A 25,968-nucleotide genomic window follows, 5' to 3' on the forward strand; every position below is an offset into this window, starting at 1 on the left:
CCGAGGACGAACCCGGGCCAGTCGTTGCAGGTGAGCCGTGGACGGGCGGCTCGCGCCGCCCGTCGGGGGTGCAGGCGCGGTTCGCCGCGAATCTGGCCGCACTCGAGGTTCTGGCCACGCTCGAGGAAGAGCAGCGGGCGGCGACGCAGGCGGAGCAGGAGACACTGGCCGGATGGTCGGCGTGGGGCGCGCTGCCGTTCGTGTTCGATGACGGCGACGAGCGCGTGAGCGCCGAGGATCGTCAGCGTGTGCGTGAGCTGCTGGGACCGCAGGGCTGGGCTCAAGCGCGTGCGACGACGCTGAACGCGCATTACACCGACACGGACATCGCGCACGCGATGTGGGAGGCGCTGGAGAGCGCCGGTTTCGAGGGTGGCCCCGTGCTGGAGCCGGGATGCGGTGCTGGTGAGTTCATCGGTCTGGCCCCGGATGAGGCGCAGATGGTCGGCGTCGAGGTCGACGAGACGACGGCCAGGATCGCGGCGCACCTGCACCCAGATCAGCAGATTCACGCGGCGGGGTTCGAGAAGACGAGCCTGCCGGAGGACTCGTTCCATGCTGTCGTCGGGAACGTGCCGTTCGGGGAGTTCTCGCTGCATGACCCGGTGCACAATGCGCTCGGGCACTCGATCCACAATCACTTCATCGTGAAGTCGCTCAGGCACACGGCACCGGGCGGTTACGTCGCGGTGATGACCTCGACGCACACGATGGACGCCAAGCGAGAGACCGCGCGACGGGAGATGGCCCGATACGCGAACCTCGTCGGTGCGGTGCGGCTGCCCAACGGGGCGATGCAGGCTAGCGCAGGTACCGACGTGAAGACTGACGTGCTCGTGTTCCGTCGACGTAAGCCGGGCGAGGACGTGGACCAGCGTGCCGTGAACGCGTGGGTCGAGCCGGGCCAGATCACGGTGACCGACCGAGACGGCGCGGAGCACCAGGTGTCGTACTCGAAGTGGTTCTCCAAGCATCCCAACCGGGTGTTGGGCCAGGTGGGGTACGCCAGCTCAGCTTTCGGACCGACGTACCAGGTTGGCGCGTGGGCGGGTACCGACGTGGTGGAGGAAGTGCGGGCAAGCCTGAACGAGCAGGTCCTCGATGCGCGGCTGGGTGGCAGCCTCGGCTATGACCCGGTCCCGGCCGTGGAGGTCGACACGGAGGCGGGGTTGCGGTTCGAGCCGGAACCGGAAGCCGAAATCGGTCACATCCGTTACAACGAGGACGAGCGGCAGTTCGAGCAGTACCGGGCCGGGATGGTCTGGGAACAGGTGCGCGTCACCAAGAAGCTCGCCCCGGAGGCGCGGGCGATCCTGTCCCTGCGGGACAAGGCCACCGAGGTGCTTGCTGCTCAGCGCAACGGTGCCCCGGAGGCTGAGCGTGAGCGCGTGCGAGCGGAGCTGCGCGAGTTGTGGGAGAGCTACCGGGACCAGTACGGGCCGCTGGGGCGCGGTAAGGACAAGTTCGGTCCACCGTTGAAGGCGGAGCGGACCGCGCACCTGCGCGAGCTGGAAGCTGAGTGGCGGGACACGCTGCCGCAGGACGGCGACGTCGCGCCTGCTGACGTTCCCGTGCCCGAGGACCTGGCTGCCGAGTGGGAAGAGGAGGTTTCGCGGGAGGTCTTCAAGAAGCGCGAACAGCCCCACATTGCGTGGTTGGCCGGTGATCCGAAGTTCGGGCTGCTGAAGTCGATGGAGGCGTTCGACCCGACAACCCAGAGCGCAGCACCGGGGGCACTGCTGACCCGTGATGTCGTCACGCATCGCACGCGACCTGACCATGCGGAGTCGGTCGAGGACGCGATCGCGATCAGCATGGAGGAGACCCGACGGGTCGACCTGGACCGTGTCGCGGAGCTGCTCGACGTGGATGCGGAGACCGCACGGGAGCGTCTGAGCGGGGAGGTGTTCGAGGAACCGGGCACCGGCGTGTTGGTTCCGAAGACGACGTATCTGTCCGGCAACGTGCGAGCCAAGCTGGCGACGGCGCGGGAGGCGATGGAGACTGACGCCCGGTTCCGGGAGAACGTCGGGGCGCTCGAGTCGGTCGTGCCGGACGAGATCGCGTTGCAGGACGTGTCCGTGAACGTCGGCGTGCGCTGGATTCCCGAGGAGACCTACCGGCAGTTCGTGTCCGAGACGCTGAAGGCGCAGTGCCAGGTGCGCCTGAACCCAGGGCCGGATGCGTGGGAAGTCGAGGTGCCCAAGGGCGGACTCGACCCGGCCGTGCGGTACCAGTGGGGGACGAAGGAACGGACCCCGGCGCAGCTGATGGTGTCGGCGATGAACATGAAGACCGTGACCGTCACGAAGGACGAAGGCGACGGGGTGCGGGTGAAGGACGAGACCGCGACCGCGGCGGCACGGGCGAAGGTCGATGAGATTCGGGCGCACTTCCAGACGTGGATGCTGGAAGACCCGGAGCGTGTCGCGGACCTCCAGCGGCGATACAACGACGTGTTCAACTCGTCGGTCGCTCCGGACTACACGGAGGCAGGCGCGAAGCTGTCGTTGCCGGGGCTGTCGGATGCGATGACGCCGTACACGTACCAGCGCGCGGCTGTCGCCCGCGCAGTGGCTGAACCGACGATGCTGCTGGATCACGTCGTCGGGGCGGGCAAGACCGGCTCGATGATCATGTCCGCGATGGAACTCAAGCGCACCGGGATCGTGTCGAAACCCTGCATGGTGGTCCCGAACCACCTGGTCGACCAGATCGCCACCGAAGCAGTTCAGTGGTACCCGGACGCGAATGTGCTGGCCGTGCCGACGGGACTGAATCCGGCTGAGCGGCAGAGCTGGATGGCCCAGGTCGCCGCGGGCGAATGGGACGTGGTCGTGATGCCGCAGACCACGTTCGAGCGCGTGCAGATCGATCCGACGAAGCAGGCGAAGTGGCTGGACGACGCGCGTGCCGAACTGGACCGCGCCACTGACGGAGAGAACCAGGACGTGGGCTGGGTCAAGCGCACGGAGAAGGCGAAGCAAGCCCTGATCAAGCAGTCGGCCAAGGTCAAGGAGAACACCGACCCGGGAGTCACGTTCGAGGAGACCGGGATCGACTATCTGCTCGTTGACGAGGCGCACCACTACAAGAACCTGGCCCGTTCCTCAGACCTGTCCGAGCTGTCCTGCACCGGGTCGAGACGTGCGATGGACCTCGACTTCAAGCTGCGCGCCTTGCGTGAGGTGAAGCAGGAGGCAGCCGAGCGTGCCGGGGTCGCCGGGCCGGGCTACCAGCCCGCAGTGGCCACGTTCGCCACGGGCACTCCGGTGGCGAACAACATGGCCGAGATGTGGGTGATGCAGCACTACCTGCGTCCCGATCTGCTCGAGGCCGCGCACGTGGACTCGGTGACGTCATGGGGGCAGGCGTTCACGAAGGTCAAACCGCAGCTGCGTCCGAACGTCACCGGCGACGGGTTCCAGCAGGTCATCAAGGTCTCCGAGTACGTGAACGTGCCGGAGCTGATGTCGATCAACTCAGCGTTCACGGACGTCGTGCTGCGTGACCAGTTGGAGACGAAGCTGCCGAAGGTCGCCACCGGTGACCGCATCCTCATGGCGCGTGAGCCGTCCGAACAGGTCCAGGAATACGTCGAGTCCCTGAAGGACCGCGTGGAGAAGGCCAAGAGGTCCGGTCCAGTCAAGGGCGGGGACAACATGCTCGTGATCGTCGGGGACGGGCGGAGGGTTGCGCTCGACTCGCGTCTGGTCGGGCTGCCCCGTGATCCCGACGGTGGCCGAGTGGCCGAGGTTGCTGACCAGATCATGAGTGAGCATGAACGGACCAAGGACAACGTGTATCTGGGGTCGGACGGAAAGCCGTCGGCGACCACGGGCGGGTTGCAGATCGTGTTCTGCGACCAGTCGACGCCCTCGGACGATGGCGAGTGGAGCGTCTACGACGGTCTGCGCGAAGAGCTGGTCGAACGCGGGATGGACCCGGAGAAGGTCGCGTTCATCCATGAGGCAAAGACCGACGAAGCCCGCAAGGAGCTGTTCGAGAAGTGCCGCGACGGACGCGTGAACGTCATCATCGGTTCCACACAGAAGATGGGCACCGGCACGAACATCCAGACCCGAGCAACCGCGTTGCACCACATGGACGTGCCGTGGCGTCCGGCTGACCTCGAACAGCGCGAGGGCCGCATCATCCGGCAGGGCAACCAGAACGAGGAGGTGAAGATCTACTCGTGGGCCACGGAGAACACGTTCGACGTCTACAGCTGGGACATGATCGCCAGGAAGGCCGCGTTCATCGCGCAGGTCAAGAACGGGCAGCTCAGTGGTCGCGAGATGGAAGACGTGGTGGCCGGACTTGAGTTGTCCGGTGCGACGGCAGCGGCGGTGCTGGCCAACGACCCGCGCGTGATGCGGCTGGCCGAGCTCCAGATGGACGTCGAGGCGCTGACCCGCGCTCAGTCGGCGTGGGCACAGCAGCGTGCGTCCCAGCGCGTCGAGGTGAACAACCTCGAGACCCGTCAGCAGGTGCTTAGCGGTCGGCAAGACGCGCTGATCGACGTGTCGGGGAAGGTCGTGTCCACCGAGGCGGACGCGTTCTCGTTCACGACGACGGATGGACGGACGACAACGGTGCGCGAAGAGGCTGGGAAGGTGCTGCGCGATGCGCTGCGCCGTGAGGCGGCACGAAGTGACCGGCCCGACTTCATGGACCCGAGCGAGCCGCGCCGTGTCGGCACGCTCGGCGGTGTCGAGTTGGGGGCGGTGCGACACGCACAGCGGGTCTACCTCGTGCCGATGGATGAGCCGAGCGTACGGAAGAGCTGGCATGTGCCGCAGGTGCTGAGCGAGGAGGTCTCACCTGCCGGTGTGGTCCGATCCGCTGAGAACTTCGTGGCATCGATTCCCGAGCAGCTGTCCAAGGACAAGGCCGAACTCGACCGCCTGGCCACCGAGATTCCAGACTTGAAGACTGGTCTGGATGAGGGGTTTCCGAAGGCGGGTGAGCTGGCCGAGAAGCAACGGGAGTTGGGTGTGCTGCAAGCGGAGATGCAGGACGAACACGACGAGGTCGGTCTGCCGGACGTGCCGGAGTACACCGCTGATGAGCTGGGCGAGCGGGGCCTACTGGGCCGTATGGCTACGCCACGCGAGGGCGATATCTGGGAACGACACCGAGCGTTCTACGCCGTGGGGTACACCACTGACTCGGTCGGTGATCAACAGCGGACGCTGTGGGCCTGGCCCGCCGACGAGGAGCCCTCCGAGTCGATGCCTGCGCACATGCTCGTGACAGACGGCAACCTCGTGGTCCGCCGTGAGACGGGCTTGTCCGAGCTGGAGCGCGAGTGCATGACGGCCGACCTGGACCGGCACGACATCGTCCAGCGGGCCGATTCCGCGTTCGGCTACGACGGCGAGGTACTGCGCGAACTCGACGCGCAGTACGAGACGGATTCACGTGGAAACCGACAGATAGTCACCGAGAAGCAGGTGCGTCAGGGACGGCTGGACGAGAAGGGCAACATGATCGTCTCCGAGACCGGAGAGTTCATCCCGAACGAGAAGTTCGTCCGCTATGGCTCGCCGGTGATCCGGCTCGACGCGACATCACCGGAGAAGGAAGCGGCTCGACGCGCTGCCGAAGCTGAGGAAGCGCTGAAGCGCCACCCGCGCGAGTTCCTGCCTGGCGAAGTGCTGCTGGAGGACGTGCCCGGATTCGGCCACGCCGGTGACATGGTCCGCCTGACACCAAGCACCTACGGGCCGGCGTCGCGGGTGGCCATCAGTCCGGACACCGGACAGGCACGTGACCGTAGCCAGTTCCAGGACAGAGCAGTGCGGGGTCTGTGGAAGACGGCGCCACCGGTCCAGCTGACCGAGGAGGAACGGACACGGCTGTGGGGCGAGAAGACCACGGCCATTCAGGTGGCCGGACTGCGTCCAGGCGACACGGTCATGGCCCCGGACATTGACCGGAACGCGACGGCCAAGGAAGCGGTCACGGTCATCAGCCCCGGCCAGGGCGGCAACCGCGACATTACGTACGTCGGACAGGACGGGGAGGAGCGCATGTGCAGGCGCAAGGAAACGAGCATGGTGACCGTGCATGGCCGGACACGGGCGGCGCTGTCCCTGCACGAGCTGGCCAAGCTAGACACCGAGGCCGGACAGCCAGTCAAAGCGTGCCCGGTCAAGGACATGCCCATGGCCGCAGACTGGTCTGGCCGGACACTCGTGGTGGACACCGTCAGCCCGTACAGCGTGTCCAACGGTGGACCGGACGGCGTGAAGATCGGCCAGGTCATCGGCCAGCGAGAGGAGGTCGCTACGCGTTACGACGGCCAGCGGGAACCGTACGGGGTGCTAAGCCTGCGAAGCGCGGACGGTCAGGAGTTCGAAGTCAGCAGCCGCATGACCGGACACATCTGGGAGGTCGACGGGCAGTTCGACCCGCAGAAGACGTTCGGTGCACGGGCGGTCGAAGGGTCGGTACCGGACCAGACGCCGAAGCCGGACACTGTGGGGGTCGGGACAAGTTCAATCGCCCGGACTGAACGTATGCCGAGCGCGGCGGACACGACCAGGCCCGCGTCGGGGCCGTCGATGCAGGACATCGAGAAGGCGGCGCCTGAGCACGTCCAGGCGATCTCCGTGAAATGGCCGGAGCATGGTGTGGATGGTCCGACCGCGGCTGGGCACATGGAACGATAAGCGACAAGGAAGGCAGGGAGCTGTTTGCGCCCTGGAAGTGATGAGAAGGAAGCGTGGGGGAATGAGCGATACCTTGTTGGTGGAGGCTGAGGAACGGCGTCGGATGACGCTCGAAGCCTTGGATCCAGAGGAGCAGGCGCGTCGAGGCCAGTACTTCACGCCAGCACGTGCTGCCGAGATCATGGCGGCGTTGCCGCGCGATCCGAGCACGGCGGAGGTGAGGATTCTCGATCCGGGTGCCGGTACTGGGATGCTCAGCGTGGCTCTCGTGCACCGTCTCCTGGCAGACTGTCCCGGGACGCGACTGCACATCACAGCGGTCGAGGATGACCCCGCGCTGGGGGCAGCGCTGGTTGCAACGTTGCGTGAGCTCGAGGGACTCGGGGATGTGAGCACCGAGCTAGTCGATGAGAACTTCCTGGTGTGGGCTGACACAACGTCAGAACGATTCGACTTCGTCATCCAGAACCCGCCCTACGCGAAGCTTTCTGCTAACAGCGTCGACCAGCGGCGTCTGCGGGCTAGTGGCGTCTACGTACCCAACATCTATGCGGCGTTTCTCACGCTTGGAGGACAGCTTCTGAAGCCCGGGGGACAGCAGGTTGCTATCACGCCGCGATCGTGGATGAACGGCACCTACTACGCACGGTTCCGCCGTGCATTCCTGGAGGACGTCGGTATCGACGCCATCCACACGTTCGAGAGCCGCTCGAAGGTCTTCGGGGACACTGGCGTTCTTCAGGAGTCCATCATCGTCAGCGCTACCAAGGGCCAACATCCGGACACTGTGGAAGTGTCGACCTCGACAGACCATATCGGCGAAATCGTGACCCGCACTGTCCCGTACGAGCAGATCGTTACGCCGGACTTTGTGCATGTCCCAGCGACAGCAGCCGACGCAGAGGCGGTCGCCTGGATGCAGGCTAATGCTCAGTGCACATTAGAGGATCTGGGTCTGGCCGTCTCCACGGGCCGGGTCGTCGACTTCAGAAGCCGAGACGCAATCGTCGCCGCCCATGAACCTGGAGCCGTCCCGCTCATCCATGCAAGCCATGTCCGGCAGCAGGGGGTGGGCCATCCCATCAAGCCCCGCAAGCCGGAGTGGTTTGTCCCGCGTGATGCCCAAGACCGGAAAATGCTCGTCCCCGGGGGAGCTGCTTATGTGCTCGTGAAGCGGTTCTCCGCGAAGGAGGAGCGGAGGAGGATCGTGGCTGGTGTCTGGGAATCGGAGGCAGAGGCAGCATTCGATAACAAGGTCAACTTCATCCACCAGGACGGCCAAGGGATCGACAGCGCCGTGGCTCGGGGGTTGACGGCGTACTTGAACACCAGTCGCGTGGACGCGTACTTCCGTGTGTTTTCCGGGCATACCCAGGTCAACGCGACGGATCTGCGACAGATGAGGTTCCCTTCCAGGAGTGCCCTACGAGCTCTAGCGGCTGCGACATCACCGCAGGGCGATTTGGACGCGGCCTTGGACGCAGTGTTGGACGCAAAGGGGGTGGCGGCATGACCAAGACGAATGAGGCTTCTCAGATTCTGGAGGCGTTCGGGTTCGACGCTGGGCGCACAAATCTGCGCTCGGCGTTGATCTTGCTCGCGCTCGCTCAGGTTGGACCTGATGACGACTGGGCGACGGCGAAGAACCCGATGATGACAGTGGACGGCATCCGCAAGTACATCAACGACGTATATGGGACACAGATCCGCGCGGCGAACCAGGGCAACCTCTACGCTCCCAATACTCGGGAGACGTTTCGGCGGCAGACCTTGCACCAGTTCCGCGACGCCGGTTTCGTGATCTACAACGACGACGACCCCGGGCGAGCGCCGAACTCGAGTAAGAACAATTACCGCATCAACCCCAAGGCGTTGGAAGTACTGTCCCAGTTCGCCACTCCGGGGTTTGCGTCGGCGATGGAGTCATACCTGGAACAGGCACCGGGGCTGCTGGCCAAGTACCGGGCGGCACGAGAGATGACGCGCATCCCGGTGACTCTTCCCGGTGGTAAGGCGTTGTCCTTGAGCGGTGGAGGGCAGAACGTCCTTATCAAGGCCATGATTGAGGACTTCTGCGGGTATTACGCACCGGGTGGGCAGGTGCTCTACATCGGTGACGCCGACGAAAAGCTTGCACACTTTGACGCCGACGCGTTGGGGTCTCTGGGGGTCACGGTTGATACTCACGGCCAGCTTCCCGACCTGGTGGTCTACCTGCCGCAGAAGAACTGGTTGTTCCTTATGGAAGCTGCCTCTACTCACGGACCCGTAGATGCCAAGCGTCATGGAGAACTCCAGGCGCTCTTCGCTGGTAGTACCGCGGGGTTGGTGTACGTCTCATGTTTCCCCGATCGCGCGACTATGCGGAGGTTCCTTGCCGAACTGGCGTGGGAGACGGAGGCATGGTGTGCCTCTGACCCGACTCACATGATCCACCTGAATGGGGACAAATTCCTCGGCCCATACACGGCCCCCTCGAGCATTGACGAGGGGTAGGTCCGTCACAGCTGTGGGGCCGTGGTGGTATCGACGCGTGGCGACCAGTCCGGTTCTGCGTCCCAGGCGGTGGGGTCCATGTCGTCGGGAAGATCGGTGACCCATCCCCAATCAACGGCGTTGTCCGTGAGTGTGTGGACGCGTGCGTCTGCGTCCTGGTGGAGCCTCGCGGAATTGGCCGGGTCGTCGGTGATGTGGATGCTGTCGGCCGCGCGTCGGTAGTGGTGTGCGGTGGCGTCGGTGTCGTCGGGCTTGTCCCCGAGTGCCGAGTCTTCGACGTCGTCTTGGTCGGAGACGGCGCGCCAGATCAGCACGCGACGCAGCGCGTCATCGGTGATGGGTCGTTCGGTCTCGAGATCGGTCAGCCACTGCGGCGGCTCGTTCCGCATGCTGGCGACTTGGTGGTCGAGTTCAGCGGTTAGGCGTGTACGGGTGTCTTCGACGGCGTCGTCGCGGGACGTTGGCGGCTGATCGGTGTCGGCTTCGATCGGGTCGGCGGGCGGCAGGAGCGAGCATCGGGTGAGCACAGTGACCGGGGTGTCGTCCGCGGTCGGTGCGTCCGGCAGGGTCTGGGCGGGGTCGGCCTTGACGAGCTTGCCCCAGTGTTCGGGGTCGCGCATGGCCTGGTTCTGGCCTGGGTCGGGCAAGTGTTGGTCGATCCACGCTGAGGTGCGCTCGGCTCGTCCGGCCCAGTCCAGGAACTCGAACTCCTGGACCATCCGGCCCAGGTCGTTGGCCCAGGCACGTTCTCCTGCGTGGACCTCATGCGCGGACCGCTCGGCCATCGAGTGATCCAGGACGGCCTTGAGGGCACCGACAGGGGTCTCGGCTCCCGGCGTGCGGTGCAGCAGACCCCACTCATCCGGGGATGGGTGGTCGTCTTCGGCCAGGTCGACGTAGGCGTGGTTGGCATGCTTGCCGCGGGTCATGGCGACGTAGAACAGCTCGCGGGACTGACCGATTTCCACCACGGTGTGGCCGGTGTCGACGGTGACGCCCTGCGCGCGGTGCGCCGTGCTGGCGTACCCGAGTTCCGTTGAGGAAGCGAGGTAGTCGGGGTCGAGGGTGACCGTGCCTCCCGTGGAGTCCACGACGGCCTCGGCCGACCCATCGGACTGGATAGAGGTCAGCGTCAGGCGGGTGCCGTTGGCGATGAACTGGCCGGTCGAGTCTCGCAGTGACCGGTCGTTGCGGCGCGCCAGAACCTCATCGCCTACACCGGCGGTCACGTCGGAGCGCAGCGTCACGGTGGTCTCGATGTCCACCAGGCCCTCGGCCACCAGGTCGGCCTGGGCGCGGGCGTTCAGGTCTGCGACGGTCGCGTTGTCCGAGGCGATGAGGATCGTGGATAGCCCCTGGTGCTTGTCCGTGAGCCAGGCGGAGTACGCGGCGTCGGCGGCGTCGACGTCCTTGTCGCCGTGGATGCGACCGTGCTCGGCGTAGGTCTCCAGCACGTCGTGGTCGCCCTCGCGGAGGTCGAGGGACGCGGTGCGTTCCCACTCGTTCCGGAACCGCCAGACCTGGTCGAGTTTGGCCACGTCGACGTCGTCGGCCCGGTCCATCCAGCCGAGGAAGCCACCGGCCTCGACGGCTTCGAGCTGCGCGGGGTCTCCGACGAGCAGCACCTTCGCCCCGGCCTGTTCGGCCTGGCGTGCCAGCTCGGCCATCTGTGCGGTGGCCACCATCGACGCCTCGTCCACGATGAGCAGCTGGCCAGGGCGCAGCGTGAACCGTGCCTGTTCGGCGTGCTGTTCGGCTAGCCGAGCGGTGACCGACTCGATCTGCCGTGTCCGGGAATCGGAGGGGGACCGGTCCCAGAGCTGGGCGAGCTTGGTCTCAAGCCCGGCCACGCGCTGGGCCCTGCGTGCGGCACCGTCACCGACGGACTCGAACAACCACTTCGCCGTGTTCTCCGTCTCGATGTCGAGCTCGTCGCGGAGCACACCTGCGGCGACCGCCGACGGAGCGAGACCGACCACCGACCCGTCACCGTGCTCGCGTGACCACAACTCGGCCACGGCTGCCATCGTCGTGGTCTTGCCGGTGCCTGCCGGGCCGATGATCGCGTCGATCCCTGCAGGAGAGGACAGCACGTGCTCGGTCGCGCGGGCCTGGTCAGCCGAGAGGGTGTGCCCGTCCTTCGTGGTCACGGCCGCGACCTGTCCGGACACCGTGGCCGGGTCGATGACCGGGGCGTCGTCGGCGCGGACACGGTCCATCAGGAACGACTCGTCGTCCATGATCTGGCGGGTGGTCCAGACCCCGGACACGCGCTTGTGGTCCAGCCCGGATCGGCCACCGGGGGCGGACAGCGCCGGGTCGAACTCCGGGGGAGCGGCCATCCTGTCCGGGGTGAGGGACACGGCCTGGTCCAGGGCCATCTCGACCAGCTCGTCGGCTGCTTCGTGGCGGGCCTGCGCCGAGTCGAACCGCACCAGGGCCAGCACCCGCTCGGCAGAGGCCAGCACGTTCGCACGCGTGAACGTGGTGCGGCGGACCGAGGCGTCGGTGAGCACCCAGGCGGCCATGGCCTCCCTGGCGTCCGGGGTGAGCTGGTCAGCGGTCACGGTGCGCCGGTCATGGCCGACAGCAGCGGACACGATGGCCGAGGGGTCGTGGCCACCGGCCAGAGCGCGGTCACGCCAGCCGACCATCTTCTCGGCCAAGGTCTGCGTCGAGTCGTCCTTTGGGGTCCGGGTCTCCAACGTCGCCTGCTGACGCAGCTTGAGCACGATCGCCGCCAAGGGCTCACGCCCGTTGGACTCTTGCCACTGCTGGATCAGCTCGTCCTTGCGGGCTTCGATCAGGCGTGACCGGGTGGAGAACTCCTTGATGAGGCTGTCCGGCACACCGGACAGCTCGATCCGGTGACTGGACGCTTGACCGGCTGTGTCCGCGTCGAGTTCCCGGCCAGAGAGCACCTGCTCCATCGCCTCGGACAGCGCCGGGTCACGCGACTCCGGTAGAGCACCGATCTGGCCGTGGAGCCGGTCGAACAGCAACGCGTTGTACTTCTCGGAGATCGCCACGACGTGCCGGTGCAACGTGTAGCTGTCCAGCGTGGCCCACTGATCGTCCAAGAGCCGCTGCACGCGGTTCGAGATGACGACGTGGGTGTGCAGCTGGGGGTCACCGGCGCGCGAGTCCCAGTGATCGAAAGCCGACGCCACTAGACCGCTCACCGGGACGTGCGCCACGCCGCCGTGGCCAGCGCGGGACTGGAGCACGTTGTCCTCGACCCACTCGAGGGCTTCCTGCATGGCCTGCCGGTGTGCTGCCTGAATCTCGCCCTGGAGGGCTGGGCCGGACATCGCCCAGAGCGCGGACACCGACTTCGGCGGGGAGAACGTGAGGTCGAACCCGGCCACGGGTTTGCGCGTGGACTTCGCTGTCCGGCCAGCCGGGGTCTTCGCGTCCTGGGGTGCGGCCACCTCGCGGATCGGTGCCCGGCCCAGCGCTCGGCCAGTGTCCGGGTCCTTGGCCATCTCGTAAATGGACACCGCGTCGAGCTTGGCCACTTCCTGGCCAGCGGACAGCGAGGTCCCGGCCAGGCCACGGCCCAGCCACTGGCCAGGCGGGGCGGACGCCTCGGTGTAGTAGGCGGTCAGGTCACGCCGGGAGCTGGCCACGGCCTCGGGGGACAGGGACCGGTCACCAGTGGCCACGCTGTCCAGGTAGTAGTCGATGGACATCTTCGAAATGGACACGGTCACGACCGGTCACCTCCGTTCTCGTTGGCCGGACGGCCACGGTCAGGTCCGGCCACAGCAGACCGGAACCGCTTGTGCGTGGCCAGGATCTTCTTGTCCGCCGCGCTCACCGTCTGTCCGGCCACCGCCTTGGCCAGACGACGGCACAGCGTGTCCCACTGCCGGACAATCCCCTGCAACTGCACGCGCTCGGCCGCGGCCACCTCGGCGGCAGCAGACAGCCGCTGGTACGCGGTGACCAGCTCCTCGTGCCGGTCACGCAGGCTGGCCAGCCGGTCACGCAGGCTGGCCAGCCGGTCACGCAGCGCGGCCACCTGTTCCGGCGAGAGGTCCGTGTCCGCCGTGGCCATCGACCATGACCGGCGCAGGTCGGCCACCTGTCCGGCCAACCGCGCATTGTCCTGCCGGACAGCAGCGGTCCGGACAGCCTGGCCATGCAGGGCGTTGTCCGCGCTGCGCCGCTCGGCGGACAGCAGCGTGGCCAGGTGCTTCACCTGGTCGGTCTTGCGGACATTCGAGGCGGTCAGTTGACCGATGCGGGTCTCGGCCGCGATCAGCTGTGACTCGAGGTCACGGACACGCACGACTGCCGGATGGACAGCCGTCTGCGCTGTCCGCTGGCGGTAGGCCGCGCTGCGACATGCAGGGGAGCAGTAGCGGCGGGCGCGTGCTGCCTCATCTGGAAGCGGGAGTGCGCAGTGGGCGCAGGAGCGAGGGGTCGTCATGTCGGGGATTCGTTCCCCAGCATGACGACGGTGTGTCACGCCCAGCGTGACACCAGTGCACCTTGGTGCCAGACGTGTGAAAGGAAATTTGCAGGTCTGCTCCGCGACGGAGGAGCGAGGAGCGGACCTGCGCGGGCGGCGCACGGCGCGGCTTGCCGCGCCTACGGCGGTCGCGACGGGTGGAGCTGCTCCGCGGCGGGTCGGCCGGGCCGGCTGGTCGCGCATCAGGTGCGTGGACGGGGCGGGCGTGGCCGGACGAGCAGGGGGGGGCAGCGGCCGTGGTGGCCGGGTGCCGCCGGTAGAATGAGAGCAGCGAATCAAGGGGGACGAGCATGGCGACGAAGACGGAGACGAAGCAGTCGGCGCGACTGACGAAAGCGGAACGCGCGAGGGCCGTGCAGGAGGTTGAGCACAGCCTGCGGATGGAAGGACAGGAGCTGACGCCCGAGACGAAGGCGGACATGCAGCTCTACGTCGCAGGGGTGATCTCCTCGGACGAGGGTCTGGAGCGTGCGCTGGCGCGTCACCGGAGGGTCTGAGGGATGGACCCGTACGTCGAGCCGGAGACGGGTGTGCTCCGGAACAAACTAGGGATCACAGACAAGGTCGCTCTCGCGGATGCAGAGGGCGACCTTTCTAGTTGGCGGGCACTGCAACTCGCTGAAAGGAAGTGGCCCGTCTCCGGCGACCTGGACGAGCTGCGGCGGATTCACGGGTACCTATTCCAAGACGTCTATACCTGGGCCGGGCAGGTCCGGACCGTGGACATGCGCAAGAACGTCGACGGCGCGGCTGCGTTCCTGCCGTGCGCGGTGATCCCGACCGCGACGAGCTTCCTCGCCCAACGGCTGCGTGAGGACGACCACCTGCGCAGACGAGACCGTGCGGGGTTCGTGGACGGGCTGACGGACTACTACGAAGAACTGAACTACATCCACCCGTTCCGAGAGGGCAACGGTCGGACGCAACGGCTGTTCTGGTCCCGCGTCGCCTACGACGCCGGATGGGTGATCGAGTGGCGAGCGGCGGTCGGAGCCGAGAACGATCACGCCTGCCGACTCGCGAACGACGAGGGCGACAAGCGCCCGCTACGCCAGATGATGCAGCGGATCATCTACCCACGGCAGACTGAACGCACGGGTGACGCCGCGGACGCGGAATGGCATCACATCATCGGCATGGGCTTCGACTTCGCCCCGGACACCACCGGCCCCGACCTGAACTGACCGCAACGCCCGGCCAGCGCGCGCACCCAACCCGGCCACCGACACCTCGGCACGGTTCGCGCGACGACCCAGGGTCGGCCCCTGCCAACTACCGCACCACGGTGCCGAAGCCGCCCCGGACCCGGTCAGGACTCGTTGGCCGCGCGAGCACGTGCACGGGTCTCGCTGACCTGCGACGGCCGGAGACCGGCCAGGTCTGCGGCCCGCGCGGCGGTCATCGCGCCCGACTCGGTCACCTCGACGAGAACAGCGTCACGGGCCTGGACGGCAGCGTGCCGCGCGGTGCGTGCCTGGCGTGCCGCTTCGGCGGTCTCGGTGACCGCGGCCAGGACATCGCCAGGGTCCACCGTCCCCAGACCTGCGGCGATGATGTTGTGCACCTGCGGGCGAGCCATCCGCGCCGCGCGGGCAATCGCCGCCGTGGCGTGCCCCGACGCTGCCGCGTCCCGCATCGCCGCGTTCCGTGCATCCTTCGTCGCGGTGACGGCCTCGGCTGTCTCCCGGACCCGCGCCGCGGCCTCCACGACCTGCTGCTCTGCCTTGCTCATCGCGATCTCCTCGCTCTCACCGTTACCCTGAATGGGCTACGTGGTTCCCTCGTGGCTTGTGAGTGAGTCGCCAGCCCCGTTCAGGGGCCGGCGGCCCGGCCCTCGCCCCGTCTTGGCCGACTGGGGGCGGGGGTCTTCTCGTGTCAGGACACGAGATGCGCGATCCAGTGCGCCGCGATCATCGCAGCGGCGGCCCCGCCCTGATGGCGGGGCCGCGTTTTAGCTGACTCAGGACTGGAACGAGAGGTCCCGAGCCACCCGCGCGGCCACGCTCTCAGCGGTCGTCCACTGGCTCGGCGCGGGGATGATGCGCGGACCCTTCGGGGTGTCGATCATGCCGTAGAACGTGCCATCGTCGGCCTGTCGGACATTCTCGCGCTGGACCTTCTCGCGGGCGTCCTGGCTGATCTCGCGGGAGGTGACGATCCCTTCGCGCACCCAGTGTGCTTCCCCTGCGCAGATGCGCCACGGGCTAGCCCCCTCGCAGGCCGGTGCTTCGTGCTGGCTCGACTCAAACATGCTCAGCAGCGCCATCACGTGCAGATGATCGGGGCCGTCTGTCCACTCGACATTGACCCACCCGGCAGCCGTGCCGCGTGCCATGCGAACGCGGAACTTCGTCATCGGCCAGGTGGCCTTCAGCGCCTTGCGGCTGCGGCTTCCTTGGGGGCGTACTGCTCCGTCATGGTCGTTCTCCTTCGTGAGTGAGTCCGGGCGGTGATCCCGCCCGGGCCGGTGCGGGGCTTGGCCTCCCCGTCCTAACACGACAAGTGTATCATACAGCGAACCTCAGGGTCAGGAAGTCGTGCGGGGGCAAGCGTTGCACTCGACCCGTCTGGCCTCTCCTGACTCACGCACTCGGTGACCTGGAAACGATGACTGCCCTCCCCGCCCGCTCGTCCATGCCTGCCCTGGCCCCTGACCACAGCATGAGGTGAGGATCATCGCCGGACCACCGGTGCTCTCAGGACGTCATGACGGAGGTGCGCACACGGCCACCAAGCCGTCCGCAGGGAGCGCGCCCCGCGCGCGAGCGGAGGACGGGTGCCGGCCGCCGCGCCGCCGCGGACGCGGGGGTTTGGGGGCGGCGTAGAGCCCCCAAGAGGCCGAGCGCAGCACCGCGGTGACCGTTCACGGCGTCCTGGAGGTCGCGCAGCGTGTCGGCCGCTGTACAGCTAGGGGCTCCTCAGCATGAGCGCCGACGCCCCTAGACCCGCTGTTCGACTCGGGCCCATCTTGGCTTCTCCGCCGAACAGCTAGGGGCCCCAAGCGTAGACGTGCCAGAAGCGGGAATGCGCCGACCGTCAGTAAGTTGAGTCCCTGATAGTGGTGTAACCCTCCCCGGCCGCCAACACCGTCCCCAGCATGGACGCGGTCACCGTGGGAGCCTTCGAGTGAACCTTCCACAGCACTCTCGAAAGGGACATCACCACGATGACCGCTCCTCACATTGTCGACCCTGAACGCCTGCTACGCGAAGCGATCGGCGAAGCCTCGCCGGACTTGTTGCGCCACCTGCTGCAGACCGTGATCAACGCCCTGCTCAGCGCTGACGCAGACGCGGTCTGCGGCGCCGAGTACGGCACCGCTTCTGATACCCGCACCGCACAGCGCAACGGGTACCGCCACCGGCCCCTCGACACCCGCGCCGGCACGATCGACGTGGCCATCCCGAAACTGCGCGCCGGCACGTACTTCCCAGAGTGGCTGCTCGAGCGACGCAAGCGGGCCGAGTCCGCGTTGATCACGGTCGTCGCCGACTGCTACCTCGCTGGGGTCTCCACCCGACGCATGGACAAGCTCGTGCGCCAGCTGGGCATCGACTCGCTCTCGAAGTCCCAGGTCAGCCGGATGGCCGCCGAGCTGGACGAGCACATCGACGCGTTCCGGCACCGCCCGCTGGGGGATGCCGGCCCGTTCGTGTTCCTCGCCGCGGACGCCCTGACCATGAAGGTTCGCGAGGGTGGTCGGGTGATCAACGCGGTGGCCATGGTCGCCACCGGCGTCAACGCTGACGGGCGACGTGAGGTACTCGGGCTGCGGGTGGCCACCACGGAGTCAGGCGCGGCGTGGAACGAGTTCTTCGCTGATCTGGTCGCCCGCGGCCTTCACGGGGTGAGACTGGTGACTTCGGACTCGGGACTGGTGCACGTGTAGGTGACAGGCATCTTCACGCCGGGTCTGCGGGCGTGTGGTCCATGATCAACTCGTACTCGACGGGCGTCAATCGGCCCAGGCGCACCTGCCGGCGTCGGCGGTGGTAGGTCCGCTCGATCCAGGTGATGATCCCGGCGCGCAGCTCGTCCCGGGTGTCCCATCGCCCTCGGTCCAGCACGTTCTTCTGCAGCAGCGCGAAGAAGGATTCCATGGCCGCGTTGTCCCCGGCAGCACCGACCTGGCCCATGGACCCGATCAGCCCGTGGGCGGTGAGGGCGTCCTGGAATAGGGCCGAGCGGAATTGCGAGCCGCGGTCCGAGTGCACGATGCACCCGGCCACCACGTCGGTGCCTCCGCGGCGTGCCACGGCCTGCTCGAGCGCGTTCACGGCCAACGAGGCTTGCATCCGTGAGGCCATGGAGTACCCCACGATCCGCCCGGCGTGCACGTCCTTGATCGCGCAGAGGTAGAGCTTGCCCTCACCGGTGGGGTGCTCCGTGATGTCGGTCAACCACAGCCGGTTGGGCTCCTCGGCAGAGAAGTCCCGGCGGACGCGGTCATCGTGCACGGGCGGGCCTGGGCGGCGTCCGTTCTTGCCGTGCTTGGCCCCGAATGCGGAGTGCCACTGGTTCTCATGGCAGAGCCGCCAGGCAGTCCGGGTGGCCATGGGTTCCCCGGCCGCCTCGGCCTCGTCCCGCAGCAGCCGGTACCCGAACTCCGGATCGTTGAGGTGCGCGTCGTGTAGCACGTTGGCCCGGTAGGCCTGCTCGATGTGGGAGGGACTCACGGGGTGGTCCCGCCAGCGGTAGTAGGGCTGGCGGGCGAGCTTGAGGACCCGCAAGGACACCACGACCGGGATCTGGTCGGCGGCGAGCTCGGACACGAGCGGGTACATCATTTTTTCGGCAGGTTCGCCTGGGAGAGATAGGCCGCAGCCCGGCGGAGGACTTCGTTCTCCTGCTCGAGCAGCCGGATCCTCCGGCGGGCTGCGCGGAGTTCTTCGGCCTCGGCCTTGGTGGTGCCGGGCTTGTTCCCGGCTTCGATCTCGGCCTGGCGCATCCAGTTCGTCAGACAGGAGAAGCTGATCCCGAAGTCCTTCGCGATCTGCCTCAAGTGGGTGCCGGGCTCACGGTTCTGGGCGACGCGGACGACGTCGTCGCGGAACTCTTGGGGGTAGGGGGCGGGCATGGTGCACATCCTTCCCTGCAGTGTGGGAACACCACAGATCGTATGTCACCTACACGCGCATCAGTCCCCTCCCACCGTGGCCTGGTCGAAGCCATCGCGGCGAACCTGCCCGGGGCCGTGTGGCAGCGGTGCCGCACGCACTATGCCGCGAACCTGATGGCGGTGACCCCGAAGGCCATGTGGCCGGCGGTGAAGGCCATGCTCCACAGCGTCTACGACCAGCCTGACGGGCCGGCGGTGCACGCCTAGTTCGACCGGCTCTTGGACTACGTGGCCGAGCGGTTGCCCGCCGTGGCTGGGCACCTCGATGCTGCTCGGGAGGACATCCTCGCGTTCATCTCGTTCCCGAAGGACGTGTGGTCCCAGATCTGGTCGAACAACCCTGCCGAGCGCCTGAATCGGGAGATCCGGCGCCGCACGGACGCGGTGGGCATCTTCCCGAACCGGGATGCCGTGGTGCGGCTCGTGGGGGCCGTGTTGGCTGAGCAGACGGATGAGTGGGCCGAGGGCCGCCGGTACCTCGGTCTCGAGCTGCTGGCCCGCTGCCGCGAGCCCCTCACGCAAGAACCGGGCACCGTGATGGGCACGGAGGTGATGCCGGCCCTGGCCTGATTCTCATGCCTCGAAGACGGTTACACCACTTCCAGGGACTTGACCGCGCAGGTACTGGACCGCAGGAAGGAAGAGGTAAATCACGAGCGGAGCCACACAGAAGACAAGCCACGGCAGGGTGAGAGGGAGGCCGCGCAGGAGCAGCAACACGACCATGAGCGCGGGGGAGCACAGGATGATCCGTACGAGCCACCTCTTGGCCCGGTTTAGCCATCGGACGTCGCGGGGCTTTTCCGGCTTACTCAGATAGGTGTACGCCTTGTAGGACCACCACGGGGCGCGTGTGAGCACGAACCAGAGTCCGCAGTCGTGCTCCTTGAGGTGCGGCGGGAGGACGATTCGGCTCACGTAGGCACCTTCCGGGTCTGGAGAGAGGTCGGCCCCTCCAGCGGAACGGGACGTGCTGGAGGGGCCTCGGGGGTGGGCGGCCGACCTGGAGGGGGGATGGGTCCAGCCGCCGTGTGTCAGCGTAACCGGGTCAGTTCAGGTCGCGCCACGTGTAGTCGCTGATCCTGGGCTTGCGATCGTCGGTGAAGGTGAACACGAACGCGCGACGGGTGGGGTCGTCCAGGGTCTCGCCATCGTCGTTCGTCCAATGCCACGTGGCCATGACGCGGACTCGGCCCTTGTCGCCGTGCGGGGTGAGCTCGACCTCGGGGACGGAACGGCCCTCGTGCTTCGCGGCCTGCCACCACACCTTGTTCGTGGTGTCCCAATCACCGGTGAGGACCTTGTCCGCGCACTTCTTCGTCATCAGGTGCTTCGCGCGGGCCTCGGCGTCGGAGTCGTTGGCGTCCTTCGTGGTGTCCCAGGTCGTCATGATCCGGGCTGCCTCTAGAGCGATGCGCTCCTCCTTCGTGTCGGCCTCGGGAGTGCTCGCGGCAGCCGTGGTGGGCGAGGAGCTGGCCGGGGCGGGGGCGCCGCTGGAGGCAGCTGCCGTCGTGGGGGATGGCTGCGGCTCTGGGTCGGCGGTGATGGGTGCGCCGAACATGGCCCACGCGCCACCGGCGAGGACCAGGGCGACGGCGGCGGTGATGATGCCGAGCAGGATTCGGTGTCGGGTTGTGCGGGTCGCGGGGCTCATTCGAGGCTCACTCCTTGCTGAATCAGGATCGGCTCGGGGTCAACGGCAGTCGCTGTGCCGCGCGAGTAGCGATCATCCGGGGCTGATGGTTCGTTGATCTGGAAGTGCAGGTGCGCGGTCTGAGAGAACTCGCCGGTGTTGCCTTCGGTGCAGATCGGGTCTCCGGGGGAGAGCTTGTCTCCGACCTTGACCCGGTGGCTGTCCTCGGCGCAGTGCACGAAGCTGAAGACGAGGCCGGGGTCGCCTTCCTGACGGCCGATGACGATCTGCGCGCCGTGGGTGTAGACCTGCGTGATCTTCATGTTCGTGGGGGCCACGACGGTGGTCACGTCCGAGCCGGGGGTCGAGAAGTCGACGCCGTTGTGGTTCTTGACGTCCTCGGTGCACCGAACGCCAGGGATGCAGCCGCGGTAACCGAAAGGGCTGGTGAAGCGGCCACCCGGAAGGGGGTGGGTCCATTCGCCGTCGGGGATGTCCTCGGTGATGGGCTCTTCCTTGGTGGAGCAGTCGGTGGTGACCTCTTGGACGCCGGGGCCGAGAATCTTGTGGAGGTAGTCGCGGATCTCGGGGCGGTCGGGGACGCCGTCGTGCTGTTCAACGACGCCTGCGCCGAGCCGGTACGCGCTGAGCATGAGTTTGACGAGTTCCTGTTCGCGTTCGTCGCCCTTGAGGCCGCGCACGCGGTCCTCGAGCTGGGACCGGTGTTTGGCGTGGACGAGGCCCATTGCCCGGATGGAGTCGTGGCCGTTGTAGGGGTCGCCGGTCGCGCCGACGTCTTTCCAGGCGATGTCCTTGACCTGGCCGAGTCCTCGGGCGTCGGAGGGGCTAGTGGCGTCCTCTTGCCAGTTCGACTCGGTGCGAATCTGGGCGGCCAGCACTTCCTGGCTGAGTCCGGAGACTTTCGCAGCCTCAGCGATGTCTCGCCGGTACTTGTCCGGGATCTGCGCGGATCCGGCGTCGCCTTCTTCACAGATCAGCGAGGTACGGGGTCCGCGTGGGCCGTCGTCGGGGATGAGGGAGCTGCTGAGCGCCAGCGTGACGGGCACGATCAGCAGCGCGAGCATGATGCTGATGATGCCGACGATTCCGACGGCGGTTCGTTTCATGCCAGGCCCTCCACGAGCGCCGCGGTGGCTTCGAGGTAGGCGCGGCGGGTGTCACGGTGCAGCGCGTCCCAGTGGATTTCGTCGCCCTCGTCGAGGGCCGGGTCGAACGGCACGACGATCACGGCCCGCACGTGGTCGGCCAGCAGCTCCTGCACCTTGGCCAGGCGCTCGGCGGATGCCTCGGAGGGCTGGGTGATGACCGCGATGGAGTTGGCGAGCTTGTCGGCGTGCCCGGTCTTGCGGAGCGCGTCGATGGTCACGAACGCCCTCCTTGCCGCATCTTCCTTGTTGGTGATCGCGATGACGAACTCGTCCGCGACGTCGACGGCTGCCTGCCAGGTCGGGGCGGTCGAGGCGTTGCCGGTGTCGATGACGGCCAGGCTGTAGAACTGGCGCAGGGCGGAGTGCATCTTGCGGAACGCGGCGGCGTCGATGACCTCGCGGTCACCGGCGTGGTCCTGGGAAGCCAGGACGTGGAACCGGTCATCTCCCTGGGGGCGGATGAAGCCGCTGAGCTTGTCGGCGTGCTCGGGGGTTGTGAAGTCCTCGATGCGGTCGAGCAGGTCCAGGGCGGTGTGCTGGTGCGCTGCCGGGCGGGCGCGGTCGGCGAGGTTCCCGGAGTTCTCGTTGTTGTCCCAGGCCAGGACGGTGCCGCCGCGGACTCGGCCGAGCGTGGCCGCGAGCAGGAACGTGGCCGTGGTTTTGCTGGCCCCGCCCTTGATGTTCACGACGACGGCGGTGCGGTGGCCGGGCAGGCCGCGCTGCACGGTCGCGGTGAGCTCGCGGGCGTGCAGCTCGTCGGCGGAGGGGGCCAGGGTCAGGCCGAAGACTTCGTTGAGGGCTCCGCGCCAGCCTTCACGGGCGGGGGCCTGGCGGTGGCGGTCGGCGCGGGTGCGCGTGGCGAACGCCTCAGCGGTTGAAGACAGCGGGGCCGGCTCATGTGCGGTGTCCGGGGCCGGGGTGAAATGCAGGTCATTCACGCCGGGTAGGTCGGAGGTGATGGTGACGGGGTTGTTCAGGTAGTCGGCGGTGGCCTGGCCGATGCGGGTCAGGCCGGTGGTCTGCACGGGGGAGGGCTTGCCGGTTGGGTCGGTGAGAGTGAAGTCGCTGTAGGACAGTCCGTAGGTGGGGGTGTCTGTGGCGTCGGGGGCCGGGGTCGTGTGACCGTCGGTGGTTACGGTGAAGGTGTCCGGGTCGATGGTCAGTCCGGGGTGGTGTCCGGTCACGCGGATCGTGGGTGTCCGGCCGGGCTTGGAGGTGGCCACGGTGGCCAGCGCTGTGTCCAGGTCGGTGGCGGGCAGGCGGGTGCCGGTCGTGTCGGTCAGGGTGACCTGTCCGGTCAGGTGCAGGGTTGTGGTCATGGTGTCCTCCTGAAGATGGTCGAGTGGCCAGTGCTCCGAGCTGGTGTCCGTACTGGATTCGGTCAGGGGGTGCAGGGATGTGTGTCCGTGGCCGGACATGACTGTGGCCACCGTCCGCATGGGCGCGGTCGGTGGCCAGGTGGTGATGAGTCGGGGTCAGGTGTGCTGCTCGTGTGGGCGTGGCCGTCGTAGGACGACGCTGAGTGCGGTGACGATGGACAGGGTGCAGGTCAGTGCGGTGCTCGTCGGGCCGGTGTGTGGCTGGTCGGAGTGCAGGTGAACGATGGTCATTCCGGCGGCACCGATGAGGGTGTGGAGCAGCATGAGCTGTGCTGCCCGTCGGGAGAGTCGGAATGTGAGGTGTCCTGGGTGCCGGGAGTTGGCCTGCGACCATCGGAAGAGGGCATAGGCCAGCGGGCACATGACGAGCACGGCCGAGAGCGCGGAGATCGCACTGACGTGCAGAGCGGTCATGTGCGGTCGAGGTCGGGGCCGGTCACGCTCGGCTGCGCGGTGGTGGCCATGTCTGCCTGAGCGTGCTCGATGGCCCGGTTCAGCCGGTCGGGGTCGAGGCCGGACCACCGGTCGGTGGGGGTCTCGATGATCGGGGTCTGCGTCATGCCTGCGTCGCGGAGCTGCTCGAGCTTGTCGGGGTGCTGAGTGAGGTCGACGTAGTCGTAGGGCACCTGGTCGCGGTCGAGTCTGCGCTGCACGAGGCGGCAGGGCTGGCAGGACGGCTGGCCGTAGACGGTGATCGGGGTGTTCATGACGTCGTCCTTCTGCATCAGAACGGGTTCTCGTTCTCGACGGTCTCGGTGTCGTCGTTGGATTCATCGGCGGTGAGGATCAGCTCAGTGATGTCTTCGACGGTGAGGTCCTTGTCAGTGGTGTTGTCGATCCACCATCCCGAGCGGGTGAGCGTGCGGGCGGTGTGGAGGACCTGCTGGGCCTGGGCCTGGTCGTCAGGGGTCTCGTCGGAGTCCACGATTTCGGACAGGGCTTGGAAGCGGGCGCGGGTGGCCCAGTTGATCTGCTTCTCGGAGCCGGTCAGGTCGGGCAGGTCGTGCTGCTGCTCGAACTCGGCGGCATCGAGCAACAGTTGGCGGTTGAGCTGTTCGAGTTCCTGCTTGCCCTTGGCGCGGAAGCACTTCGTGCAGACGCGGTTCTTGCCGAGACCGAAGGCGTGGGCCTTCCGACGTCCGGCGGGGACGTGGGCGAGGTCGACGGTCTCGGTGTGGCCGCAGCTGAAGTCGATGGAGAGTTTGGTGCGAATGGGCACTGGTAATCCTGTCGTCGTGGTTAGTGGGACGTACGGGATTCGCGGGTGGGGGCGGCGCAGGTGTGTCTGTCTTAGCAGGCGAGGTCGTGCACGCGTGCGGTCATGTCGGGCAGGGCGCGGATTGCGGCGACGTCGCGGGCGAGTTTTTCGGCGGTGACGCGGGTGTAGACCATCGTTGTGGCGACGTCGGCGTGGCCGAGGAGGTCGCGGAGGCTGAGGATGTCGAGGGACGCGGTGTAGACGTGGGTGGCGAACCGGTGGCGGAGCGTGTGCGCGGTCCAGCCGTCATCGAGGAGGTCGTTGAGACGCTGCGTGATCGAAGCGGCGAGGTAGTGGCCGCTGGGGTTCCGGTTCGACGGGAAGATCCACCCTTTTGAGGGGGCGAGGACAAGGGCTTCGGTAAGGAGTGGGTGGACCGGGACGTAGCGGATGTTGCCGCCCTTGCCGGTGACGTGAATGAAGCCGTCCCGGATGTCCTCGGCCTTCAGGTGGGCCATTTCGGAGACTCGGAGGCCGCTGAGGGAGCCGAGGAGGAGCATGAGGATGTCGGCTGGGCGGGTGCATTGGGCGATGGCCCGGTGTAGGACGTGATCGGGTGTCGGTCGGGGGAGTCCGCGGGGCACGGTGATGCGGGGTAGGTGCGCGGCGGGATTCGCGGTAGTGCGGTCGGTCTCTACGGCCCATCGGTAGAACACGCGGATGGCGTCTGCGGCGTTCTTGCGGGTCGAGGGGGACGAGCCGACCGTGAGGAGCCAGTCGGTGATGTGCGTAGGGGTGAGGTCCCAGATGCTGAGTTGCTGGTCGTCCGCCCAGTCGCTGAGGCGACGTGCGTAGTGCACGCGGTTCTTGACGGTTCGGGGGCGCCGGTACACCGAGAGCCAGGTCTCGAAGGCGGTCAGCGTGGCATGGGACATCAGGGCCTCCAGCATGGGTCGAGTGTGTCCCGTGGAGGCTGGGCAAAAACGTTGGGGCTGTCGAGGTTTCGACAGCCCCATGTGAACGTTCGGTGAGGGTTAGGTGTACTGACCGGAGACGTTGATCGACCCGATCGAGTTCAGTCCAAGGTGACGCTGGCGGCGGTGTCCGGTGGTGTGCCGATCTCGTCGACGGTGTGGCCCGAGCATGGATGGCGCGTGAGCGTAGCCTTGCGAATGCGGTCGAGAGAGAACCACCGCACACCGCCGCGCAGTCGACACCACCCGATGAGGTACCAGCTACCACGGGTGCCGGCGAACAGAATGGGCTCGACGTCACGACGGGTGTGCTCGCCAGCGGCGGAGACGAAGTGGATGCGCAGCACTCGTTGATCTGTCATGGCCTGTTCGCAGGTCGAGCGGACGGACCGAGAGGTGCTGGGGGGCGAGTCGACCCAGACGCGCTGCGCGAGCTCGCTCACCTGCTCGCGAGTGTGCGGGTCGAGGACATCCACGATCTTGCGGACGGCGGCTGCCGCGAGATCCGAGTACGGCGCATCGGGTGCGGCCTTGACCGCTGCCAGCAGTGCCAAGGCTTGAGCCGGTGACAACGCGATCGGCGGCAGGGAGCCACCTTCTACGATCCCGTACCCGCCGCCTGGACCAGGGCGGGACCACAGCGGCACCCCGGAAGCTTCGAGTGCCGTCAGGTCTCGTTTGATGGTCCGGACAGACACCCCGAATTCACGGGCAAGTCCCCCAGCACTCCTCCCACGCTTCCCGCTGCGCCTGAGGGCCTCCGACAGCGCGTGGAGGCGTTCCGAACGCTTCATCAGGAAACCATCGCCATATTCATGTCATAAATAGTGCCACTCCGTTGTCCAG

General features: G+C 67.1%; 19 protein-coding genes and 3 pseudogenes. 7 read left to right on the top strand and 15 right to left on the bottom strand.

The window, feature by feature from the left end:
* The first annotated feature begins 68 nt into the window (after positions 1-68).
* From HDA30_RS10710 to HDA30_RS01155, 3 genes are all read left to right on the top strand, one after another.
* The gene (locus HDA30_RS10710; RefSeq protein ID WP_184240843.1) at positions 69-6,677 is read left to right on the top strand and encodes a helicase-related protein; all 6,609 of its coding nucleotides are present in this window, start codon (positions 69-71) and stop codon (positions 6,675-6,677) included.
* 61 nt (positions 6,678-6,738) lie between these two features.
* Entirely contained in the window at positions 6,739-8,190 is a 1,452-nt protein-coding gene (locus tag HDA30_RS01150; protein WP_184240844.1) for an Eco57I restriction-modification methylase domain-containing protein, read from the top strand.
* Positions 8,187-9,173 carry a BsuBI/PstI family type II restriction endonuclease gene (locus HDA30_RS01155; protein WP_184240845.1) on the top strand — a complete coding sequence of 329 codons (987 nt, stop codon included), beginning with the start codon at positions 8,187-8,189 and terminating at the stop codon, positions 9,171-9,173. Before HDA30_RS01150 ends, HDA30_RS01155 begins: the two co-directional genes overlap by 4 nt.
* 5 nt (positions 9,174-9,178) lie before the next feature.
* Here the strand turns inward: HDA30_RS01155 and mobF are convergent, their stop codons facing one another.
* A complete protein-coding gene (gene mobF / locus HDA30_RS01160) occupies positions 9,179-12,886 on the bottom strand; it encodes a MobF family relaxase (RefSeq protein ID WP_184240846.1) in 3,708 nt (1,235 codons plus the stop codon).
* Positions 12,883-13,467, bottom strand: a complete 585-nt coding sequence (locus HDA30_RS01165; RefSeq protein ID WP_184240847.1) for a hypothetical protein — start codon at positions 13,465-13,467, stop codon at positions 12,883-12,885. Before HDA30_RS01165 ends, mobF begins: the two co-directional genes overlap by 4 nt.
* A gap of 473 nt (positions 13,468-13,940) precedes the next feature.
* On the opposite strand from HDA30_RS01165, the gene HDA30_RS01170 reads away from it, so the two are divergent.
* Positions 13,941-14,147 (top strand): antitoxin VbhA family protein, encoded by a 207-nt coding sequence (locus HDA30_RS01170; protein ID WP_184240848.1) that lies wholly within the window; start codon positions 13,941-13,943, stop codon positions 14,145-14,147.
* A 3-nt stretch (positions 14,148-14,150) separates the two neighbouring features.
* Entirely contained in the window at positions 14,151-14,834 is a 684-nt protein-coding gene (locus tag HDA30_RS01175; RefSeq protein WP_184240849.1) for a Fic/DOC family protein, read from the top strand.
* A gap of 125 nt (positions 14,835-14,959) precedes the next feature.
* On the opposite strand, the gene HDA30_RS01180 is transcribed toward HDA30_RS01175, so the two are convergent.
* Together HDA30_RS01180 and HDA30_RS01185 are read right to left on the bottom strand one after the other, a co-directional pair.
* Positions 14,960-15,382: a hypothetical protein gene (locus tag HDA30_RS01180; RefSeq protein WP_184240850.1), complete on the bottom strand. Its 423-nt coding sequence runs from the start codon at positions 15,380-15,382 to the stop codon at positions 14,960-14,962.
* Between the two features lie 228 nt (positions 15,383-15,610).
* Positions 15,611-16,147: an LPD29 domain-containing protein gene (locus HDA30_RS01185; RefSeq protein WP_343059256.1), complete on the bottom strand. Its 537-nt coding sequence runs from the start codon at positions 16,145-16,147 to the stop codon at positions 15,611-15,613.
* A 669-nt stretch (positions 16,148-16,816) separates the two neighbouring features.
* Here HDA30_RS01185 and HDA30_RS01190 point away from each other — a divergent pair.
* Positions 16,817-17,521, top strand: a pseudogene (locus tag HDA30_RS01190) (IS256 family transposase); the annotation flags it as partial.
* 31 nt (positions 17,522-17,552) lie between these two features.
* On the opposite strand, the gene HDA30_RS01195 reads toward HDA30_RS01190, so the two are convergent.
* Positions 17,553-18,727, bottom strand: a protein-coding gene (locus tag HDA30_RS01195) for an IS3 family transposase (RefSeq protein WP_184240852.1) whose coding sequence is annotated in 2 segments (ribosomal slippage) — positions 17,553-18,440 and positions 18,443-18,727 — 1,173 coding nt in all. Because the reading frame shifts where the segments join, the coding sequence is not laid out codon by codon here.
* Between the two features lie 69 nt (positions 18,728-18,796).
* Here HDA30_RS01195 and HDA30_RS01200 point away from each other — a divergent pair.
* Positions 18,797-19,339: pseudogene (locus tag HDA30_RS01200) on the top strand (transposase); the annotation flags it as partial.
* A gap of 3 nt (positions 19,340-19,342) precedes the next feature.
* Here HDA30_RS01200 and HDA30_RS01205 read toward each other — a convergent pair.
* The 10 genes and pseudogenes from HDA30_RS01205 to HDA30_RS10715 all read right to left on the bottom strand — a co-directional run.
* Complete coding sequence (locus HDA30_RS01205) at positions 19,343-19,687, bottom strand: hypothetical protein (RefSeq protein WP_184240853.1); 345 nt, start codon at positions 19,685-19,687, stop codon at positions 19,343-19,345.
* A gap of 130 nt (positions 19,688-19,817) precedes the next feature.
* Positions 19,818-20,423, bottom strand: a complete 606-nt coding sequence (locus HDA30_RS01210; protein WP_184240854.1) for a hypothetical protein — start codon at positions 20,421-20,423, stop codon at positions 19,818-19,820.
* Complete coding sequence (locus tag HDA30_RS01215) at positions 20,420-21,529, bottom strand: peptidoglycan DD-metalloendopeptidase family protein (RefSeq protein WP_184240855.1); 1,110 nt, start codon at positions 21,527-21,529, stop codon at positions 20,420-20,422. The genes HDA30_RS01210 and HDA30_RS01215 overlap by 4 nt, the downstream gene beginning before the upstream one ends.
* A complete protein-coding gene (locus HDA30_RS01220) occupies positions 21,526-22,890 on the bottom strand; it encodes a MinD/ParA family ATP-binding protein (protein WP_184240856.1) in 1,365 nt (454 codons plus the stop codon). Before HDA30_RS01220 ends, HDA30_RS01215 begins: the two co-directional genes overlap by 4 nt.
* Before the next feature lie 156 nt (positions 22,891-23,046).
* Positions 23,047-23,364 carry a hypothetical protein gene (locus tag HDA30_RS01225; RefSeq protein WP_184240857.1) on the bottom strand — a complete coding sequence of 106 codons (318 nt, stop codon included), beginning with the start codon at positions 23,362-23,364 and terminating at the stop codon, positions 23,047-23,049.
* Positions 23,361-23,657, bottom strand: coding sequence for a glutaredoxin family protein (locus HDA30_RS01230; RefSeq protein WP_184240858.1), 297 nt, complete (start codon positions 23,655-23,657; stop codon positions 23,361-23,363). Before HDA30_RS01230 ends, HDA30_RS01225 begins: the two co-directional genes overlap by 4 nt.
* Before the next feature lie 17 nt (positions 23,658-23,674).
* On the bottom strand, positions 23,675-24,169 hold the full coding sequence (locus HDA30_RS01235; protein ID WP_184240859.1) for a hypothetical protein: 495 nt from the start codon (positions 24,167-24,169) through the stop codon (positions 23,675-23,677).
* Between the two features lie 71 nt (positions 24,170-24,240).
* Positions 24,241-25,098, bottom strand: a complete 858-nt coding sequence (locus HDA30_RS01240; RefSeq protein WP_184240860.1) for a tyrosine-type recombinase/integrase — start codon at positions 25,096-25,098, stop codon at positions 24,241-24,243.
* A gap of 125 nt (positions 25,099-25,223) precedes the next feature.
* Entirely contained in the window at positions 25,224-25,676 is a 453-nt protein-coding gene (locus HDA30_RS01245) for a helix-turn-helix transcriptional regulator (protein WP_343059359.1), read from the bottom strand.
* A 66-nt stretch (positions 25,677-25,742) separates the two neighbouring features.
* Positions 25,743-25,916: pseudogene (locus HDA30_RS10715) on the bottom strand (HTH domain-containing protein); the annotation flags it as partial.
* Between the last annotated feature and the right edge of the window lie 52 nt (positions 25,917-25,968).

It is taken from the genome of Micrococcus cohnii (genome assembly GCF_014205175.1).
Classification (GTDB): domain Bacteria; phylum Actinomycetota; class Actinomycetes; order Actinomycetales; family Micrococcaceae; genus Micrococcus; species Micrococcus cohnii.

Excerpts from the sequence above, each read along its gene's own strand:
- HDA30_RS01150 (WP_184240844.1), top strand. The coding sequence starts at position 6,739 with ATGAGCGATACCTTGTTGGTGGAGGCTGAGGAACGGCGTCGGATGACG.
- HDA30_RS01155 (WP_184240845.1), top strand. The coding sequence starts at position 8,187 with ATGACCAAGACGAATGAGGCTTCTCAGATTCTGGAGGCGTTCGGGTTC.
- HDA30_RS01170 (WP_184240848.1), top strand. The coding sequence starts at position 13,941 with ATGGCGACGAAGACGGAGACGAAGCAGTCGGCGCGACTGACGAAAGCG.
- HDA30_RS01175 (WP_184240849.1), top strand. The coding sequence starts at position 14,151 with ATGGACCCGTACGTCGAGCCGGAGACGGGTGTGCTCCGGAACAAACTA.
- HDA30_RS01180 (WP_184240850.1), bottom strand. The coding sequence starts at position 15,382 with ATGAGCAAGGCAGAGCAGCAGGTCGTGGAGGCCGCGGCGCGGGTCCGG.
- HDA30_RS01210 (WP_184240854.1), bottom strand. The coding sequence starts at position 20,423 with ATGAGCCCCGCGACCCGCACAACCCGACACCGAATCCTGCTCGGCATC.
- HDA30_RS01215 (WP_184240855.1), bottom strand. The coding sequence starts at position 21,529 with ATGAAACGAACCGCCGTCGGAATCGTCGGCATCATCAGCATCATGCTC.
- HDA30_RS01220 (WP_184240856.1), bottom strand. The coding sequence starts at position 22,890 with ATGACCACAACCCTGCACCTGACCGGACAGGTCACCCTGACCGACACG.
- HDA30_RS01225 (WP_184240857.1), bottom strand. The coding sequence starts at position 23,364 with ATGACCGCTCTGCACGTCAGTGCGATCTCCGCGCTCTCGGCCGTGCTC.
- HDA30_RS01230 (WP_184240858.1), bottom strand. The coding sequence starts at position 23,657 with ATGAACACCCCGATCACCGTCTACGGCCAGCCGTCCTGCCAGCCCTGC.
- HDA30_RS01240 (WP_184240860.1), bottom strand. The coding sequence starts at position 25,098 with ATGCTGGAGGCCCTGATGTCCCATGCCACGCTGACCGCCTTCGAGACC.